Origin of the sequence: Enterococcus sp. DIV0167 (assembly GCF_050541555.1) — a bacterium.
GTDB lineage: Bacteria > Bacillota > Bacilli > Lactobacillales > Enterococcaceae > Enterococcus > Enterococcus faecalis.
Genome location: NZ_CP172933.1, coordinates 763,566 through 779,690 on the forward strand (window position 1 = coordinate 763,566; position 16,125 = coordinate 779,690).

Here is a 16,125-nt window from a genome sequence, read left to right on the forward strand (position 1 = left end):
AATGAGTACAGTAATTAACGGTCGTGAATTAGCAGATCAAATGCAAGCAGAGATTCAAAAAGATGTAGAAAAGATGACACAACAAGGCATCCAACCAGGATTAGTTGTTTTATTAGTTGGGGAAAATCCTGCCAGCCAAACGTATGTGAGAAATAAAGAACGTGCAGCAGCCAAAATTGGCATTCTGTCAAAGGTCGAAAAACTGCCAGAAACTATTTCAGAAGAAGAATTATTGGCTGAGATTGACAAATATAATCAAGATTCACGCTTTCATGGCATTCTTGTACAACTACCTTTGCCAAAACATATTGATGAAGAAAAGATTTTATTAGCAATTGATCCCAAAAAAGATGTAGATGGGTTCCATCCAATGAATTTAGGCCGTTTGTTTGTAGGCAAACCTGAAATGATTCCTTGCACGCCGTATGGAATTATGAAGATGTTTGAAGCCTATGATATTGATTTAACAGGTAAACGTGCGGTGGTTATTGGTCGAAGTAATATTGTTGGCAAGCCAATGGCACAATTATTGTTAATGAAAAATGCGACCGTGACGATTGCCCATTCTAAAACTGAACATTTAGCAGAAGTTGCAAAAGAAGCGGATATTTTAGTTGTAGCAATTGGACGCGGGCATTTTGTCACCAAAGAGTTCGTGAAACCAGGTGCGGTAGTGATTGATGTGGGTATGAATCGCAATCAAGAAGGAAAACTGATTGGTGATGTAGCATTCGATGAAGTTTCTGAAATTGCAAGCTATATCACGCCGGTTCCCAAAGGTGTTGGCCCAATGACGATTACCATGTTAATGTATCAAACAGTCGAGGCAGCAAAAAAACAAAAGTAAGGTGAAAAAATGACGCAACAGTATTTAACAGTAACAGCCTTAACGAAGTATTTAAAACGTAAATTTGATGCAGACCCTTACTTAGGACGTGTCTATTTAACAGGTGAAATTTCGAACTTTCGTTTCCGAGCGAACGCGCATCAGTACTTCAGTTTAAAAGATGACCATGCGAAGATTTCTGCAATTATGTTTAAATCAGCCTTTCAAAAATTGAAGTTTCAACCAAAAGAAGGCATGAAAGTCATGGTAGTGGGGCGGATTTCGCTTTATGAAAACAGCGGCTCCTATCAAATTTATATTGAACATATGGAACCAGATGGTGTAGGTGCACTTTATCAAGCATTGGCAGAATTAAGAGAAAAACTAGGAAAAGAAGGACTTTTTGAAGGGCCTAAACAACAGTTGCCTCGTTATCCCAAACGAATCGCTGTGGTTACAAGTCCTAGTGGTGCTGTTATTCGGGATATCATTACGACAGTCAAAAGACGGTATCCGATTGCACAACTGGTCCTTTTTCCCACCTTGGTCCAAGGCGAGCAGGCGGCGGATGACATTGTGCGGAACATTCAGCGAGCCGATGCGCAAGGCGATTTTGATACGATGATCATCGGCCGTGGCGGTGGTTCAATCGAGGATTTATGGCCGTTTAATGAAGAAAAGGTGGCTCGAGCCATTCATGCTGCCACCACACCGATTATTTCATCGGTTGGTCACGAAACAGATGTGACAATTGCCGATATGGTAGCAGATGTTCGTGCAGCAACGCCAACGGCAGCAGCGGAACTAGCGGTACCAGTTTTAAATGAAGAACTATTAAGAATTAGTGAACGGCGTAGTCGTTTAGAACAAAGCTTTTTATATCTCTTGCAACAACGAACAGAACGTTTCCAACGACTACAAAACTCTTATGTGTTTAAGCAACCTGAGCGACTTTATGAAGGTCAAACGATTAAATTAGATCGAATGACGCAACGTCTTTTCCAAGCAATGACAACGATTCATCACCAAAAACAACGTCAAGCCCAAGGAATTATCGCTCAATTGCAACAACAGACACCAAAGGGACAATTAAGAGAAAGTCAGCAACAATTGGCATTTTTACAACGAAACTTGCAAACACAAATGACACAATTGTTCCTAAACAAACAAAAGCAATTCACGTCTGCTGTTCAACAATTAGACTTACTCAGCCCACTCAAAATTATGGGTCGAGGATATAGTTATACTACAAAAGGGGACCGTGTCGTTAAAACTGTTACCGAGTTACAGCCAGCAGATCAATTAACGATTCATTATGCTGACGGTACAGTTCAAGCAAACGTCGAAACAATAACAGCGAAAAAAGAGGAGTTTTAACATGCCAGCAAAAGAAAAAACGTTTGAAGAATCATTAAATGCCTTAGAAGAAATCGTTCAGCGCTTAGAACGAGGAGATGTTCCTTTGGAAGAAGCCTTAGCTGCCTTTCAAGAGGGCATGGCATTAAGTAAACAATGTCAAGATACATTGGAAAAAGCGGAAAAAACTTTAACGAAAATGATGACAGAAAACAATGAAGAAATTGTTTTTGAAGAGAGCGAGGAAGCGTAATGACGAATTTTAGTCAACAGCATTTACCGTTGGTTGAAAAAGTCATGGTCGATTTTATCGCAGAATATACTGAAAATGAGCGTTTGAAAGAAGCAATGCTCTACTCGATACACGCAGGTGGCAAACGATTACGCCCGCTATTAGTGCTAACAACAGTGGCCGCTTTTCAAAAAGAGATGGAAACACAAGACTATCAAGTGGCTGCCTCTTTAGAGATGATTCATACGTATTCATTAATTCATGATGATTTACCAGCAATGGATGATGATGATTTACGTCGTGGCAAACCAACCAATCACAAAGTGTTTGGTGAAGCGACTGCCATTTTAGCAGGGGATGGCTTATTAACAGGCGCATTTCAGTTACTTTCTTTGAGCCAATTAGGCTTAAGTGAAAAAGTTTTACTGATGCAACAACTGGCAAAGGCAGCGGGGAATCAAGGCATGGTTGCCGGCCAAATGGGTGATATTGAAGGAGAAAAAGTCAGCTTGACTTTAGAAGAGTTAGCGGCTGTTCATGAAAAGAAAACCGGAGCGCTAATTGAATTCGCCTTAATTGCTGGGGGCGTATTAGCCAATCAAACAGAAGAAGTCATTGGTTTACTGACACAGTTTGCGCATCACTATGGCTTGGCTTTTCAAATTCGTGATGACTTATTAGATGCCACAAGTACAGAAGCAGATTTAGGTAAAAAAGTAGGCCGAGATGAAGCGTTGAATAAAAGTACGTATCCAGCTCTTCTAGGGATTGCTGGCGCGAAAGATGCGCTAACACATCAATTAGCAGAAGGCAGCGCTGTTTTAGAAAAAATCAAAGCAAATGTTCCCAATTTTTCAGAAGAACATTTAGCAAACTTGTTAACTCAGTTACAATTGAGATAGAAAGAAGGCACTTATGAAAAAAGAACGCGTCGATGTCTTGGCGTTTAATCAAGGACTATTTGAAACACGAGAAAAAGCAAAACGCAGCGTGATGGCTGGTTTGGTTTACAATGATAAAAATGAACGTTTAGATAAACCAGGGGAAAAAATTTCTGTGGAGACACCCTTACATACTAAGGGCCAAGTAATGCCTTATGTTTCTCGTGGGGGCTTAAAACTAGAGAAGGCACTAAATGTTTTTGCAATCAACGTTCAAGGTAAAACAATGCTAGATATTGGTTCCTCCACAGGTGGTTTTACCGATGTTGCTTTACAAAATGGGGCTCGTTTGAGTTACGCTTTAGATGTTGGCTATAACCAACTAGCATGGAAAATTCGGCAAGATGAACGCGTGGTGGTAATGGAACGTACCAATTTTCGCTATAGTAAACCTGAAGATTTCACTGAAGGGGTGCCGGATATTGCAACGATTGATGTTTCCTTTATTTCATTACGCTTAATTTTGCCACCTCTTCATGATATTTTGAAAAAAGGTGGTAGTGTGGTGGCGTTAATTAAGCCACAATTCGAAGCTGGCAAAGAGTTTGTTGGGAAAAAAGGAATCGTGCGTGATCCAGAAACCCATCAAATGGTTGTGGAGGAAATTACACGCTTTGCCATGAATAACGGTTATGATGTGAAAAACTTAGATTTTTCACCAATCACTGGTGGCGAAGGAAACATTGAATTTTTGGCACATTTAGTTTCTGTTGAAGGGGAAGGATCCTATCAAGCGCCAGAATCCATTGAAGAAGTTGTCGCGCATGCGCATCAAAAATTAGCGGAATGATGAGAAAAGTTAGAAGAAAGAAGTGGACGCCTATAGGTGAAAGCTTCTTTTTTGTATAAATCTAGTAATTCATCTTTTAAAATGCATAAAAATAAGCTATGATGAGGGCAAGAGTAAACTGAAAAGGAGAGCGGCGCCATGAGAAAGCAAGATAGACACCGTTTAATTACACGTTTATTGACTGAAAAAAATATTCAAAAGCAAGAAGATTTTGTCAACTATTTACAAGAAAAGGGCGTAGCTGTTACACAAGCAACGATTTCTCGCGACATTAAAGATATGAAACTGATTAAAGTTCCTTCTGCAGAAGGGGGTTATCGATATAGCCTTCCATTAGAGACACAAGCTAATACGAGTGCTAAACTTGCAAAGCTTTTAAAAGATGCCTTTGTAGCTGCAGAACAAATGGAAAAATATGTCGTATTACGAACCATTCCTGGCAATGCAGCGGCGTGTGGTAGTTTAATCGAAAAGAATTACCAAGAGAAACTTTTTGCCGTCATCAACGATGATGATAGTGTTCTCATGATTGCACGAACTGAGGAGGCGGCAGAAAAACTTCATAAAGAGCTGTTAAGCTATCTATAAAGAATGAGGTGAACAAGATGTTACAAGAACTTTCCGTGAAAAATTTTGCGATTATCTCTTCGTTACAATTAGAGTTTCAAATGGGTATGACTGTTTTAACGGGAGAAACGGGTGCGGGGAAATCCATCATTATTGATGCAATGGGATTACTCACAGGCGGACGCGGCTCCAGTGACTATATTCGTCAAGGAGCAAATAAATGCACCTTAGAAGGACTTTTTTCAATGCCGAAAAGTCAAGAATTAAAGCAATTATTAGAAGAATTAGGTATTGAAACAGAAGAAGATTCTTTAGTGATTCAACGAGATATTTCCGCTTCTGGTAAAAATGTTTGCCGTGTCAACGGACGAATTGTCAACATTACTAATTTAAAAAGAATTGGGGAATATTTAGTAGATATTCATGGCCAAAACGAACATCAAGAATTGATGCAAAGTGAACGCCATATTGATATGTTGGATGAATTTGGTGGGAAAAAACTTTTAGCAGTCAAAGAAAAATATACACAGGCGTATCAAGAGTATCGCGCACTCGAAGCCAAAGTCAGAAAGCGACAAAAAAATGAAAAAGAATTTGCCCAAAGAATGGACATGCTTCATTTTCAAAGTGATGAAATTGCTAGTGCACAGTTAGTGGCTGGCGAAGAAGAACAATTGCTAGAAGAACGCAATAAACTGAACAATTTTCAAAAGATTGCTGATGCACTGACGATTAGTTATGCCGCACTAAATGGTGAAGACGATAGTAGTTTGGATAAAATCGGAACAAGTATGAATGAACTCGCTTCGATTGAATCCCTTGATTCAGAATATAAAACATTGTCAGATACTGTTCAAAATGCTTACTACTTACTACAAGAAGCCAGTGGAGATCTTTCTAGGTTGATTGATGGCTTAGAACTAGACGAAGGCCGCTTGAATGAAGTAGAAAATCGTTTGGAATTAATCCGTCAAATGAAACGTAAATATGGTGATTCGATCGAAACGATTTTATCTTACTATGAAGAAATTACCAAAGAGTTAGCAGAGGCTGATTTTTTGGAAGGTGGTACAGGCGACTTAGAAGCGTTGCTTGCAGAGAAACAACAAGCGGCTCATCAACAAGCGTTAGCTTTACGAAAAGAACGAAAGCGCCTAGCAAAAGAGCTCGAACAACAAATTTTAACCGAATTAAAAGAACTGTATTTGGAGCGAACGGAATTTGAAGTCCGCTTTACAGAACTTGAGCATTTACAAGAAAATGGCTTAGACGGAGTAGAATTTTATATTACTACTAACCCAGGGGAACCATTAAAACCGTTAGTTCGGGTGGCTTCTGGCGGAGAACTTTCGCGAGTGATGCTAGCTATGAAAACAATCTTTTCTCAAACGCAAGGGATCACTAGTATTGTTTTTGATGAAGTGGATACAGGAGTCAGTGGCCGTGTAGCACAGGCGATTGCCGATAAAATTTATCAAATTTCAGAAAATTCGCAGGTGTTGTGTATCACGCACTTGCCACAAGTGGCGGCCGTTGCCGATGAACATTATTTTATTGAAAAAGAAATTGTGGCGGGTCGGACAGAAACAAGCGTCCGAATTTTATCTGAAAAAGAGCGAGTAAACGAAATTGCGCGTATGCTCGCAGGAAGTGAAATTACGAAATTAACCATTGAACATGCACAAGAGCTGTTGGCGATGGCGAAAAAATAGCCGCTCTATTTGAGCAAGTAAAAAAACAGCCCCTTCTATCAATTGAAGGGGCTGTTTTTTTACTTTTAATGTGTGAAAAAGTTCTCCAGTTTAAAGACTAAGAATTGCTGTTAAAACAGTTGAACCTACAATTGCGATCAGCATTAGCCAAACCACGACTTTCGTGATTTTTGAAAAGCGACTTTGTTCTTTGTCGTTCATAAATGACACGTCCTTTTTAATTTCTGCTAATAGTGTACAACCTTTTCCTGAAAACAGCAACCTAAAGTTATAAGAGATTCTTTTTCTTTAAAATTCGAATACTAATTACGCAGATTAAGGTAGTGATAGCAAAAATAATCCAAAAAGAATATTCATGCTCTGCAAAAGGGAGTTTCACATTCATGCCGTAGATTCCCCCGATGATGGTCGGGATGGTTAGGACAATTGTTAAGGATGTTAAAATTTTCATGACATTATTTAAGTTATTTGAGACGATTGCTGAAAAAGTATTACTAATGTTATCAACTAATTTTAGTTGTATTTTAGTCGTATTTAGTCCTTGTTCTAGTTCAATCAAAATATCCCTTAAAAATGGCAAATGTTTTTCTGGATGATTAAAAATTTCAGCGCTATATAAACGTTTTAATACTTTTAAATTATCCGTTAAAGCTGCTTCGAAATAAACTAGACTTTTTTGAATGTCCATAATCTGATACAATTGACTATTTTCTGTGGCTACTTGGAGCTCTCCTTCAAGTTTGTTGGTTTGTTGGATAAGTGCTTGTAAGTTTTTATTGAAGGAAAGGGCCATCTTCCATGAAAGGGCTAAAATTAAGGCCTTTTCAATAGAAAGATCTTGATGCGTGAACGCCTCTTTTTGAATCCCATGAACGATGTCGTTAGGCCCATTGCTAACAGTAATTAGTTTGTTATCGACGGTTGCGATTAAAGCAATCGGCACCGTTTCTACTTGCAGATAGCCACTAGGACTGATACTAGCTTTGGGATAACGAAATAAAAGTAACGTAGGCGTTTGTAATTTTTCGTGGCGGAAACCTTCCACTCGAGCATTTTCTTCATCATCTAAAACGCCGGTAAGATAATCTGTTGGTAAGTGGTATTGATTGACGAGACGCTCGATTTCTTCTTCTGTAGGAGATTCTACCGAAATCCAACTTAGGGCTTCATCGTCTGGTGAACAAGGTTCAAAATAGTCATTTTTCAATAATAAATAATTAATCAAAAGATTCACCCCGAATCAACATTTTTTGTTCTAAATCCATTATAATAGAAGTATGACACAATACGAGAAGAAAAGCTTATAAAAAACATTCAAAAATAAGTGGCCGCGATAGGTGAGGCCTCGTTTTGAAAATGGTTTGATAAGTAATCCGTTTTTTATATGAAAAAGCAAGCAAAAAGGGCTTTTAGCACATATATTTAAACGAAATGAAACATCTGTGTAACGTTGATGAAGTATAGTTATAGCAGGTGGAATGAAAGGATTTGTTGAGAGAATGGTGTCGTTTTCGGCAATAATGTTATTTTGGTATATTTTTCCGGTAATTGTGCTCTTTGCGTGCAATTTTCTCGTGTCCACTTTTTCCCTAACGGAACGTTGGAAAATAAAAGCACCGGATTTGGCCATTCCGTTTTTATTCATAGGGATCCATGAGTTATCCAAAGATAGTTATGATGAATCGATTATGCCGTATTTTGTGATTTCTATTTTGTTATTAGGAGTCGCTGTTGCCCTGTTTCAAGCTTATTATTATGGAGAGATTTTATATAGACGATATTTCAAGATGTTTTGGCGGTTGACGTTTTTACTAACGTTTGTGTTGTATGTGTTGCTTATCTTGCTAAATATCAGTCATTATCTACTGTAATAAAGCGTGGAGACAATAGGGGAAATACGCTGTGGGAAAATGTCCCCCACAACTCCCCACTCCGTGGGGTTTTTTTGTTATTTTGGGGGTTATTTTATAAAAAACATAGTAAAAACCTTGTTATAATAACATTTTTTGTTGGGTGAAGCTTGTTACATAAAACCCTGTAAATATTACAGAAATTTTAAATAACAGTTAAAAAATAGAAGTTTTTAGATTTATAGTGGTAGAAAGTGGTGGGATGTGGTAGACTTGTTCTATCAAGTGGAAAAGCGGGTGTATTGGCTATGCTTATGGGTGAATACCAACATAATATCGATGCCAAAGGCCGCCTAATCGTTCCATCAAAGTTTCGTGAGGAACTTGGTGAAAAATTTGTGGTAACGAGAGGGATGGATGGCTGTTTATTTGGTTATCCTTTAAATGAATGGTCACAACTTGAAGCAAAACTTCAAGAAATGCCCTTAGCTAAGAAAGATGCACGTACCTTTGTGCGATTCTTTTATTCCGCTGCAACAGAATGTGAGATTGATAAGCAAGGTCGTATCAATATTCCAGCGAATTTACGAACACATGCCAGTTTAGAAAAAGGCTGTGTTGTTATCGGCGTCTCTAACCGAATTGAAATTTGGAGTGACGAACGTTGGCATGCATTCTCTGATGAAGCTGAAGAAAACTTTGATGAATTAGCAGAAACAATGATTGATTTTGGATTTTAGGAATGAGGCAAATGATGACTGAAGAATTTCGCCATTACACTGTTCTTTTAAAAGAAACAGTGGATGGATTACAAGTGAAGCCGGATGGCGTATACGTAGATTGCACACTCGGTGGTGCCGGACATAGTGAATACTTACTGACACAATTGAATGAGCACGGTCATTTATATGCCTTTGATCAAGATCAAAAAGCGTTGGCACATGCTAAGACTCGTTTGCAGAAATATGTAGACAAAGGTCAAGTGACCTTCATCAAATCAAATTTTAGAAATATTAAAGAAGAATTGGCAGAACATGGGGTGTTCCACGTTGATGGGATTCTATACGATCTAGGTGTTTCTTCACCACAATTAGATGAAGCAGAACGTGGTTTTAGCTATCATCAAGACGCGCCCTTAGATATGCGCATGGATCAAGACGCACCCTTGACGGCTCGCGAAGTGGTGAATACGTATAGTTATAGTGAGTTAGTAAAAATTTTCTTTCGTTATGGGGAAGAGAAATTTTCGAAACAGATTGCTCGAGAAATTGAACGTGTTCGTGAAAAGCAGCCAATTGAAACAACAGGTGAACTCGTTGAGATTATTAAGACGGCGATTCCAGCTCCAGCAAGACGCAAAGGTGGACATCCTGCAAAACGAATTTTCCAAGCAATTCGCATTGCCGTTAATGATGAATTAGGGGCAGTTGAAGAGTCGCTAGAACAAGCAATTGATTTGCTAGCGAAAAATGGCAGAATCAGTGTGATTACGTTCCATTCGTTAGAAGATCGTATTGTTAAAACAATGTTTAAAGAATACAGTACGGTACAAGATTTGCCACCAGGCATTCCAGTGGTGCCAGAAGAATTTCAACCAGAATTAAAAGTAATTACCAGAAAACCAATTTTACCAAGTGACAGTGAGTTATCTGAGAATAATCGTTCACGAAGTGCGAAGTTACGCATTGCCGAAAAAATAAAATCTAGATAGAGAGAGGGGTAGACACATGGCTGAATTGAAGAAAGTAAATGATTTCCATTATGAAGCACCAGAAATGGATCAGCCAACTGTGGCAACAGAGCAAGACAGAAAAATGCAAGAGGAAACACTACCTGTCCCCGCTCTATTACCCAAAAAGAAACTAAAAAATGTCTCTTTACTAGAAAAATTAATCGGTGTTGTATTAGTTTGTGCAACGATTGGTATTGCAATTGCGACAATTCAAGTAAGAACGACAATTGTCCAAACCATGAACGATATTACAGAAACACAAGCAGTCATTAAAGAAAAGGAAGATAACGCTTTGAAATTGGAACAAGAAAGAAGCGAACTTTCTAAATCAGATCGAATCAAAGATGTCGCTAAAAAACAAGGACTAGAAAATAACGGCGACAATGTTAGGACTGTTAAATAATGAGTAAAAGACATAAATTTAAACAATTCATGAAAAAGAAAAACTTAAATCCGATGAACAATCGTAAAAAAGTAGGCATCATTTTATTCGCTACGAGTATTGGATTGTTCTTTTTATTTGCCTTTAGAACGACATACATTGTGGCAACAGGCAAAGTAGCCGGTGTCTCACTAAAGGAAAAAACAGCTTCTTTATATGAAGGAAGCCAAGTGGTAAAAGCTAAGCGAGGATCAATTTTAGATCGATATGGTAATCCAATCGCAGAAGATGCTACTTCCTATTCGTTATATGTCGTATTATCAAAAAAATATACGGGACAAAATAATGAAAAGCTATATGCGGAGAAAAAAGACTTCGATGATATTGCTGAAATTTTAGCGAAATATACCAAACTAGACAAAAAAACAGCATTGAAATACTTGAATAATGGGATCCATGAAGATGGGTCAACACAATATCAAGTGGAATTTGGTACAGGTGGTCAAAACATCACCTTGGAAACACGCCAAAAAATTGAAGCAGATTTGAAAAAGAAAAAAATCTCAGGTGTTTATTTCAATGAACATCCAGCCAGATTATATCCCAATGGGCAGTTTGCTTCTCACTTTATTGGCTATACAAAAGCAGCCAATCCAGATGATGATAAAGAAGGCTTAGTAGGTGCGATGGGACTAGAACAGACCTATAATGATATTTTAAGCGGAACCGATGGCCGTGTGTATTTTGAAAAAGATATTTACGGTAATGCCTTACCAGGAACTGTGGCGGAAGAGAAAAAAGCAGTGGATGGTCAAGATATTTACACAACGCTGGATAGTCGCTTGCAAAATACCTTAGAAGATTTAATGACGCAAGTTAATGAAAAATATGAACCAGTTTCTATGACTGCCATGTTAATGGAAGCAAAAACAGGCGAAATTGTTGCCATGTCTCAACGGCCAACATTTAATCCTGAAACGAAACAAGGGTTAGACGATAATGGTACGTGGCAGAACCTATTAGTTGAAAGTCCTTATGAACCAGGCTCAACAATCAAATTATTTACAACAGCTGCTTCTATGGAACAAGGACAGTTTAATCCTAATGAATTATTCAATCGTGTTGGTGGAATTCAAGTTGGGGATGTAACTGTGAATGACCATGACTACACTCGGTTGAACGGGAAAGAATATTTGAATTATCGTCAAGCCATTTCTTGGTCTAGTAATATTGGTATGGTAAAACTAGAACAAAAAATGGGTGATGAAAAATGGATGGAATATTTGAAAAAATTTGGTTTTGGTACGAGCACGCATTCAGGTTTAAGTGGTGAATCTGCTGGTAAATTGCCAGGAACAAACTTTGTAGATAGAGCAATGTCGGCATTTGGTCAAGCAATTACAGTTACTAATTTCCAAATGATGAAAGGTTTCTCAGCTATTGCAAATGACGGTTCAATGTTGCAACCTCATTACATCAGCAAAATTGTTGACAAAAATACAGGAAAAGAAACGATTACGGAACCACAAATCGTAGGAACCCCAATCAAAGCGCAAACAGCTCAACAGATCCGTACGTACATGATTGATACTGTTGAAGACCCGACTTACGGGATTGCGTATGATATTTATAAAGTACCAGGCTATCATGTTGCTGCCAAAACAGGAACTGCCCAGATTTCAGATGGTAAAGGGTACGTTGATGGAGCAAGTCAAGTCTTGTCTTCTGTAGTGGAAATGGTCCCAGCGGATAATCCTGAATATGTTTTGTATATTACACTTAGACAAGCAAAAACAGGTTCGCCTTCAGAAGCAATGGCGGCAATTGCAAACCCATTAATGAAATTAGCGTTAGACATTAAAGAGACAGATCCGGAAACAACGAAAGTAGCTTCTGATAAAGTCACAGTTGCTGATTATAAAAACATGACGCCAGCGGAAGCGTTGGCCAATGCCAAAGTGAACGGGGTGGATCCTGTGATTATCGGTGATGGTGAAAAAATCAAGAAACAATCAACGCCGTCTGGTCAAACATTAATGCCTAATCAGAAATTGATTTTGATCACAAATGGAACGAACTATATGCCTGATTTAACCGGCTGGTCCAAGAGCGATGTTACCAAGTTTGGTGATTTATTAGGTTTGACTGTCGAGTTTAAAGGTGAAGGCTATGTGACGAAACAAAGTATCGCTGCTGAAACTGAAATTACGGAGAAAAAATTAACCGTGACTTTAGAAGGCACAGAATAATAACGTAGAATAATTAGGAGAGATAACATGGAGTGGACACAGATTTTTATTCCCATAGTGGTGAGTTTTGCCATTACAGTGAGCGTAATGCCACTATTCATTGGCTATTTTCAAATGAAAAAACAAGGGCAGGTTACTCGTGAAGATGGCCCAACTTGGCATAGCGTGAAAACAGGTACCCCTACAATGGGTGGAGTCGTTTTCCTTGTAGCCAGCTTGATTACTTCGCTAGCAATGGGGTTATTTTTCCACCAATTTACGCCGTCTCTACTAATTATTCTATTTATTTTAGTATTATACGGTTTGTTAGGTTATTTAGATGATTTCATTAAAGTCTTTAAAAAACGGAACATGGGCTTGAATTCTCGTCAAAAATTAATTGGTCAAATTTTTGGTGGGTTGGTTTTCTACTTTGTTTATCGAAGTGAAGGCTTTTCAGACACCTTAGATTTGTTTGGAGTAGCAGAAGTTCCGTTAGGTATTTTTTATGGTGTGTTTATTATTTTTTGGTTAGTCGGTTTTTCTAATGCCGTGAATTTGACAGATGGGATTGATGGCTTAGTTGCTGGTTTAGGAACAATTTCATTTGGTACTTATGCAATTATTGCCTGGAAACAACAACAATTTGATGTTGTGATTATCTGCCTAAGTGTGATTGGTGGGCTGATCGGCTTTTTCCCTTATAATAGAAAACCAGCAAAAATCTTCATGGGTGATGTTGGTTCATTAGCATTAGGTGGATTGTTAGCAGCAATTTCAATTATTTTGCATCAAGAATGGACGCTACTTTTAATTGGACTTGTCTACGTTTGTGAAACAGCAAGTGTTATTTTACAAGTTGCTTCATTTAAATTATTTGGTCGACGGATTTTTAAAATGTCACCAATTCATCACCATTTTGAAATGTGTGGTTGGTCTGAATGGAAAATTGATTTTGTCTTTTGGTCTGTCGGTTTAATCTGTTCAGGAATCACATTATGGATTCTTTTCTAATCTATCAAAGGGGAAATTGACAATGAAAAAAATAACAACCTATCAAAACAAAAAAGTGTTGGTTTTAGGACTAGCTAAAAGTGGTGTCAGCGCAGCGAAACTCTTACATGAGTTAGGTGCGCTCGTTACCGTTAATGACGCAAAACAATTTGATCAAAACCCTGACGCCCAAGATTTATTAACCTTGGGTATTCGTGTTGTTACAGGGGGGCATCCAATTGAATTGTTGGATGAAGAATTTGAACTAATCGTTAAAAATCCTGGTATTCCTTATACAAATCCACTTGTGGCAGAAGCACTAACTCGGAAAATTCCTATCATAACTGAGGTGGAATTAGCAGGTCAAATTGCCGAATGTCCAATTGTCGGCATTACGGGCACCAATGGTAAAACAACCACGACCACGATGATTGGTTTACTGCTAAATGCTGACAGAACGGCTGGTGAGGCACGTTTGGCGGGAAATATTGGTTTTCCAGCGAGTACGGTGGCTCAAGAAGCAACAGCCAAGGATGATCTTGTGATGGAACTTTCTAGTTTTCAGTTAATGGGAATTGAGACGTTTCACCCACAAATTGCAGTAATTACAAATATTTTTGAAGCACACTTGGATTATCATGGTTCGCGGAAAGAATATGTTGCTGCAAAATGGGCCATTCAAAAAAACATGACCGCAGATGACACCTTGATTTTAAATTGGAATCAAGTAGAGCTTCAAACGTTAGCCGAAACCACAGCTGCCAACGTATTGCCTTTTTCAACGAAAGAAGCAGTAGAAGGGGCTTATCTTTTAGATGGGAAATTATATTTCAATGAAGAATATATTATGCCCGCCGATGAGCTAGGGATTCCTGGCAGTCACAATATTGAAAATGCACTCGCAGCGATTTGTGTAGCTAAATTAAAAAATGTATCGAATGCTCAGATTAGACAAACTTTGACAAACTTTTCAGGCGTTCCCCATCGAACGCAATTTGTTGGCGAAGTTCGGCAAAGACGTTTTTATAACGATTCAAAAGCAACCAATATTTTAGCTACAGAGATGGCGTTAAGTGGGTTTGACAACCAAAAGCTACTTTTACTTGCGGGTGGCTTGGATCGCGGTAACTCATTTGATGAATTAGTTCCTGCCCTGTTGGGACTCAAAGCAATTGTTTTGTTTGGAGAAACCAAAGAAAAATTGGCGGAAGCTGCTAAAAAAGCGAACATTGAAACAATTTTATTTGCTGAAAATGTTCAAACGGCGGTTACCATTGCCTTTGATTATTCGGAAAAAGATGATACTATTTTACTATCACCTGCTTGCGCAAGTTGGGACCAATACCCGAATTTTGAAGTACGCGGGGAAGCCTTTATGCAAGCTGTTCAACAATTAAAAGAAAGTGAAATGTGAGAAAATGAAGATACTAGTAACTGGTGGTGGCACAGGTGGGCATATCTATCCTGCGTTATCCTTCGTCGAACACGTCAAAAAAGAAGCACCTGCAACAGAATTCTTGTATGTGGGAACAGAAAATGGTCTAGAAAGTCAAATTGTGCCAAAGGCGAAAATTCCATTTAAAACGATTAAAATTCAAGGATTTAAGCGTTCGCTGAGTCCTCAAAATTTTAAAACAATTTATTTATTTTTAACAAGCATTAATAAAGCAAAAAAAATTATTCGTGAATTTCAACCAGATGTGGTCATTGGTACAGGCGGTTATGTTTCTGGTGCAGTAGTTTATGCGGCCCACCAATTAAAAATACCGACAATTATTCATGAACAAAATAGTATCCCTGGAATGACAAATAAATTTTTAAGTCGTTATGTGGATAAAATTGCGATTTGTTTTCCAGATGTCGCTAGTTTTTTCCCGAAAGAAAAAACAATTTTAACAGGGAACCCGCGGGGACAAGAAGTCGTAACGGTGGAAAAGTCAGCTATTTTATCAGAGTTTGGCTTGGATCCAGCAAAGAAAACGGTGGTTTTATTTGGCGGAAGTCGTGGCGCCTTGAAAATCAATCAAGCGTTTGAACAGGCCTTTCCTTTGTTTGAAGAGAGAGAGTATCAAGTTTTATACGCTTCAGGAGAAAGATATTATCAGGAACTTCAAGAAAGTCTAAAGCTTTCTGAAAAGAAATTGACAAACATAAGTGTGCAACCGTATATTGATAAAATGGTTGAAGTGATGGCTAATACCGATTTAATGGTGGGACGTGCAGGAGCAACCTCAATTGCGGAGTTCACCGCATTAGGATTACCAGCAATTTTAATTCCGAGTCCTTACGTCACGAATGATCATCAAACGAAAAACGCGCAAAGCTTAGTAAAAGTTGGTGCTGTTGAAATGATTCCAGATGCAGAATTGACCGGCGCTCGTTTAGTTGCGGCAATTGATGATATTTTATTAAACAATGAAAAAAGACAACAGATGGCAACGGCGTCCAAAGGGGAAGGCATCCCAGATGCAAGTGATCGTTTGTATCAAGTTGTGAAAACGTTAGTCTGAGATAGG

The 16,125-nt window shown here is 38.4% G+C and carries 17 protein-coding genes; 15 read left to right on the forward strand and 2 right to left on the reverse strand.

What is annotated here, in order from left to right; all coding sequences use genetic code 11:
• Position 1: 1 nt before the first annotated feature.
• The 7 genes from IGM09_RS03805 to recN all read left to right on the forward strand — a co-directional run bounded on the left by IGM09_RS03805 (position 2) and on the right by recN (position 6,424).
• Positions 2-847 carry a bifunctional methylenetetrahydrofolate dehydrogenase/methenyltetrahydrofolate cyclohydrolase gene (locus IGM09_RS03805; RefSeq protein WP_002355876.1) on the forward strand — a complete coding sequence of 282 codons (846 nt, stop codon included), beginning with the start codon at positions 2-4 and terminating at the stop codon, positions 845-847.
• Positions 848-856: 9 nt separating this feature from the next.
• Positions 857-2,203, forward strand: a complete 1,347-nt coding sequence (gene xseA, locus IGM09_RS03810) for an exodeoxyribonuclease VII large subunit (RefSeq protein ID WP_104662297.1) — start codon at positions 857-859, stop codon at positions 2,201-2,203.
• 1 nt (position 2,204) lies between these two features.
• The gene (locus IGM09_RS03815) at positions 2,205-2,435 is read left to right on the forward strand and encodes an exodeoxyribonuclease VII small subunit (RefSeq protein WP_002355878.1); all 231 of its coding nucleotides are present in this window, start codon (positions 2,205-2,207) and stop codon (positions 2,433-2,435) included.
• On the forward strand, positions 2,435-3,316 hold the full coding sequence (locus IGM09_RS03820; protein ID WP_002355879.1) for a polyprenyl synthetase family protein: 882 nt from the start codon (positions 2,435-2,437) through the stop codon (positions 3,314-3,316). The genes IGM09_RS03815 and IGM09_RS03820 overlap by 1 nt, the downstream gene beginning before the upstream one ends.
• Positions 3,317-3,329: 13 nt before the next feature.
• Complete coding sequence (locus tag IGM09_RS03825; protein ID WP_002364633.1) at positions 3,330-4,145, forward strand: TlyA family rRNA (cytidine-2'-O)-methyltransferase; 816 nt, start codon at positions 3,330-3,332, stop codon at positions 4,143-4,145.
• Positions 4,146-4,283: 138 nt separating this feature from the next.
• Positions 4,284-4,733 carry an arginine repressor gene (locus tag IGM09_RS03830; protein WP_002358881.1) on the forward strand — a complete coding sequence of 150 codons (450 nt, stop codon included), beginning with the start codon at positions 4,284-4,286 and terminating at the stop codon, positions 4,731-4,733.
• A 17-nt stretch (positions 4,734-4,750) separates the two neighbouring features.
• Entirely contained in the window at positions 4,751-6,424 is a 1,674-nt protein-coding gene (gene recN, locus IGM09_RS03835) for a DNA repair protein RecN (RefSeq protein WP_002397924.1), read from the forward strand.
• 90 nt (positions 6,425-6,514) lie between these two features.
• On the opposite strand, the gene IGM09_RS03840 is transcribed toward recN, so the two are convergent.
• Both IGM09_RS03840 and IGM09_RS03845 read right to left on the reverse strand, forming a co-directional pair.
• Entirely contained in the window at positions 6,515-6,625 is a 111-nt protein-coding gene (locus tag IGM09_RS03840; RefSeq protein ID WP_002383399.1) for a DUF4044 domain-containing protein, read from the reverse strand.
• Between the two features lie 67 nt (positions 6,626-6,692).
• On the reverse strand, positions 6,693-7,658 hold the full coding sequence (locus IGM09_RS03845) for a magnesium transporter CorA family protein (RefSeq protein ID WP_002383400.1): 966 nt from the start codon (positions 7,656-7,658) through the stop codon (positions 6,693-6,695).
• A 244-nt stretch (positions 7,659-7,902) separates the two neighbouring features.
• Here IGM09_RS03845 and IGM09_RS03850 point away from each other — a divergent pair, with 244 nt between their 5' ends.
• The 8 genes from IGM09_RS03850 to murG all read left to right on the forward strand — a co-directional run bounded on the left by IGM09_RS03850 (position 7,903) and on the right by murG (position 16,119).
• Positions 7,903-8,295: a DUF3397 domain-containing protein gene (locus IGM09_RS03850; protein WP_002383401.1), complete on the forward strand. Its 393-nt coding sequence runs from the start codon at positions 7,903-7,905 to the stop codon at positions 8,293-8,295.
• A gap of 233 nt (positions 8,296-8,528) precedes the next feature.
• A complete protein-coding gene (gene mraZ / locus IGM09_RS03855; protein ID WP_002383402.1) occupies positions 8,529-9,014 on the forward strand; it encodes a division/cell wall cluster transcriptional repressor MraZ in 486 nt (161 codons plus the stop codon).
• Between the two features lie 14 nt (positions 9,015-9,028).
• Positions 9,029-9,985 carry a 16S rRNA (cytosine(1402)-N(4))-methyltransferase RsmH gene (rsmH, locus tag IGM09_RS03860; protein ID WP_002355891.1) on the forward strand — a complete coding sequence of 319 codons (957 nt, stop codon included), beginning with the start codon at positions 9,029-9,031 and terminating at the stop codon, positions 9,983-9,985.
• Between the two features lie 16 nt (positions 9,986-10,001).
• Entirely contained in the window at positions 10,002-10,409 is a 408-nt protein-coding gene (ftsL, locus tag IGM09_RS03865) for a cell division protein FtsL (RefSeq protein ID WP_002385090.1), read from the forward strand.
• Positions 10,409-12,637: a penicillin-binding protein gene (locus IGM09_RS03870; RefSeq protein ID WP_010713809.1), complete on the forward strand. Its 2,229-nt coding sequence runs from the start codon at positions 10,409-10,411 to the stop codon at positions 12,635-12,637. Before ftsL ends, IGM09_RS03870 begins: the two co-directional genes overlap by 1 nt.
• A 27-nt stretch (positions 12,638-12,664) precedes the next feature.
• Complete coding sequence (mraY, locus tag IGM09_RS03875; RefSeq protein WP_002355894.1) at positions 12,665-13,630, forward strand: phospho-N-acetylmuramoyl-pentapeptide-transferase; 966 nt, start codon at positions 12,665-12,667, stop codon at positions 13,628-13,630.
• Positions 13,631-13,652: 22 nt separating this feature from the next.
• Positions 13,653-15,023: a UDP-N-acetylmuramoyl-L-alanine--D-glutamate ligase gene (murD, locus tag IGM09_RS03880; RefSeq protein WP_010713808.1), complete on the forward strand. Its 1,371-nt coding sequence runs from the start codon at positions 13,653-13,655 to the stop codon at positions 15,021-15,023.
• Positions 15,024-15,027: 4 nt separating this feature from the next.
• Complete coding sequence (gene murG, locus IGM09_RS03885) at positions 15,028-16,119, forward strand: undecaprenyldiphospho-muramoylpentapeptide beta-N-acetylglucosaminyltransferase (protein WP_002355896.1); 1,092 nt, start codon at positions 15,028-15,030, stop codon at positions 16,117-16,119.
• Positions 16,120-16,125 lie beyond the last annotated feature (6 nt).

Excerpts from the sequence above, each read along its gene's own strand:
- IGM09_RS03805 (WP_002355876.1), top strand. The coding sequence starts at position 2 with ATGAGTACAGTAATTAACGGTCGTGAATTAGCAGATCAAATGCAAGCA.
- xseA (WP_104662297.1), top strand. The coding sequence starts at position 857 with ATGACGCAACAGTATTTAACAGTAACAGCCTTAACGAAGTATTTAAAA.
- IGM09_RS03815 (WP_002355878.1), top strand. The coding sequence starts at position 2,205 with ATGCCAGCAAAAGAAAAAACGTTTGAAGAATCATTAAATGCCTTAGAA.
- IGM09_RS03820 (WP_002355879.1), top strand. The coding sequence starts at position 2,435 with ATGACGAATTTTAGTCAACAGCATTTACCGTTGGTTGAAAAAGTCATG.
- IGM09_RS03825 (WP_002364633.1), top strand. The coding sequence starts at position 3,330 with ATGAAAAAAGAACGCGTCGATGTCTTGGCGTTTAATCAAGGACTATTT.
- IGM09_RS03830 (WP_002358881.1), top strand. The coding sequence starts at position 4,284 with ATGAGAAAGCAAGATAGACACCGTTTAATTACACGTTTATTGACTGAA.
- recN (WP_002397924.1), top strand. The coding sequence starts at position 4,751 with ATGTTACAAGAACTTTCCGTGAAAAATTTTGCGATTATCTCTTCGTTA.
- IGM09_RS03840 (WP_002383399.1), bottom strand. The coding sequence starts at position 6,625 with ATGAACGACAAAGAACAAAGTCGCTTTTCAAAAATCACGAAAGTCGTG.
- IGM09_RS03850 (WP_002383401.1), top strand. The coding sequence starts at position 7,903 with ATGAAAGGATTTGTTGAGAGAATGGTGTCGTTTTCGGCAATAATGTTA.
- rsmH (WP_002355891.1), top strand. The coding sequence starts at position 9,029 with ATGACTGAAGAATTTCGCCATTACACTGTTCTTTTAAAAGAAACAGTG.
- ftsL (WP_002385090.1), top strand. The coding sequence starts at position 10,002 with ATGGCTGAATTGAAGAAAGTAAATGATTTCCATTATGAAGCACCAGAA.
- IGM09_RS03870 (WP_010713809.1), top strand. The coding sequence starts at position 10,409 with ATGAGTAAAAGACATAAATTTAAACAATTCATGAAAAAGAAAAACTTA.
- mraY (WP_002355894.1), top strand. The coding sequence starts at position 12,665 with ATGGAGTGGACACAGATTTTTATTCCCATAGTGGTGAGTTTTGCCATT.
- murD (WP_010713808.1), top strand. The coding sequence starts at position 13,653 with ATGAAAAAAATAACAACCTATCAAAACAAAAAAGTGTTGGTTTTAGGA.
- murG (WP_002355896.1), top strand. The coding sequence starts at position 15,028 with ATGAAGATACTAGTAACTGGTGGTGGCACAGGTGGGCATATCTATCCT.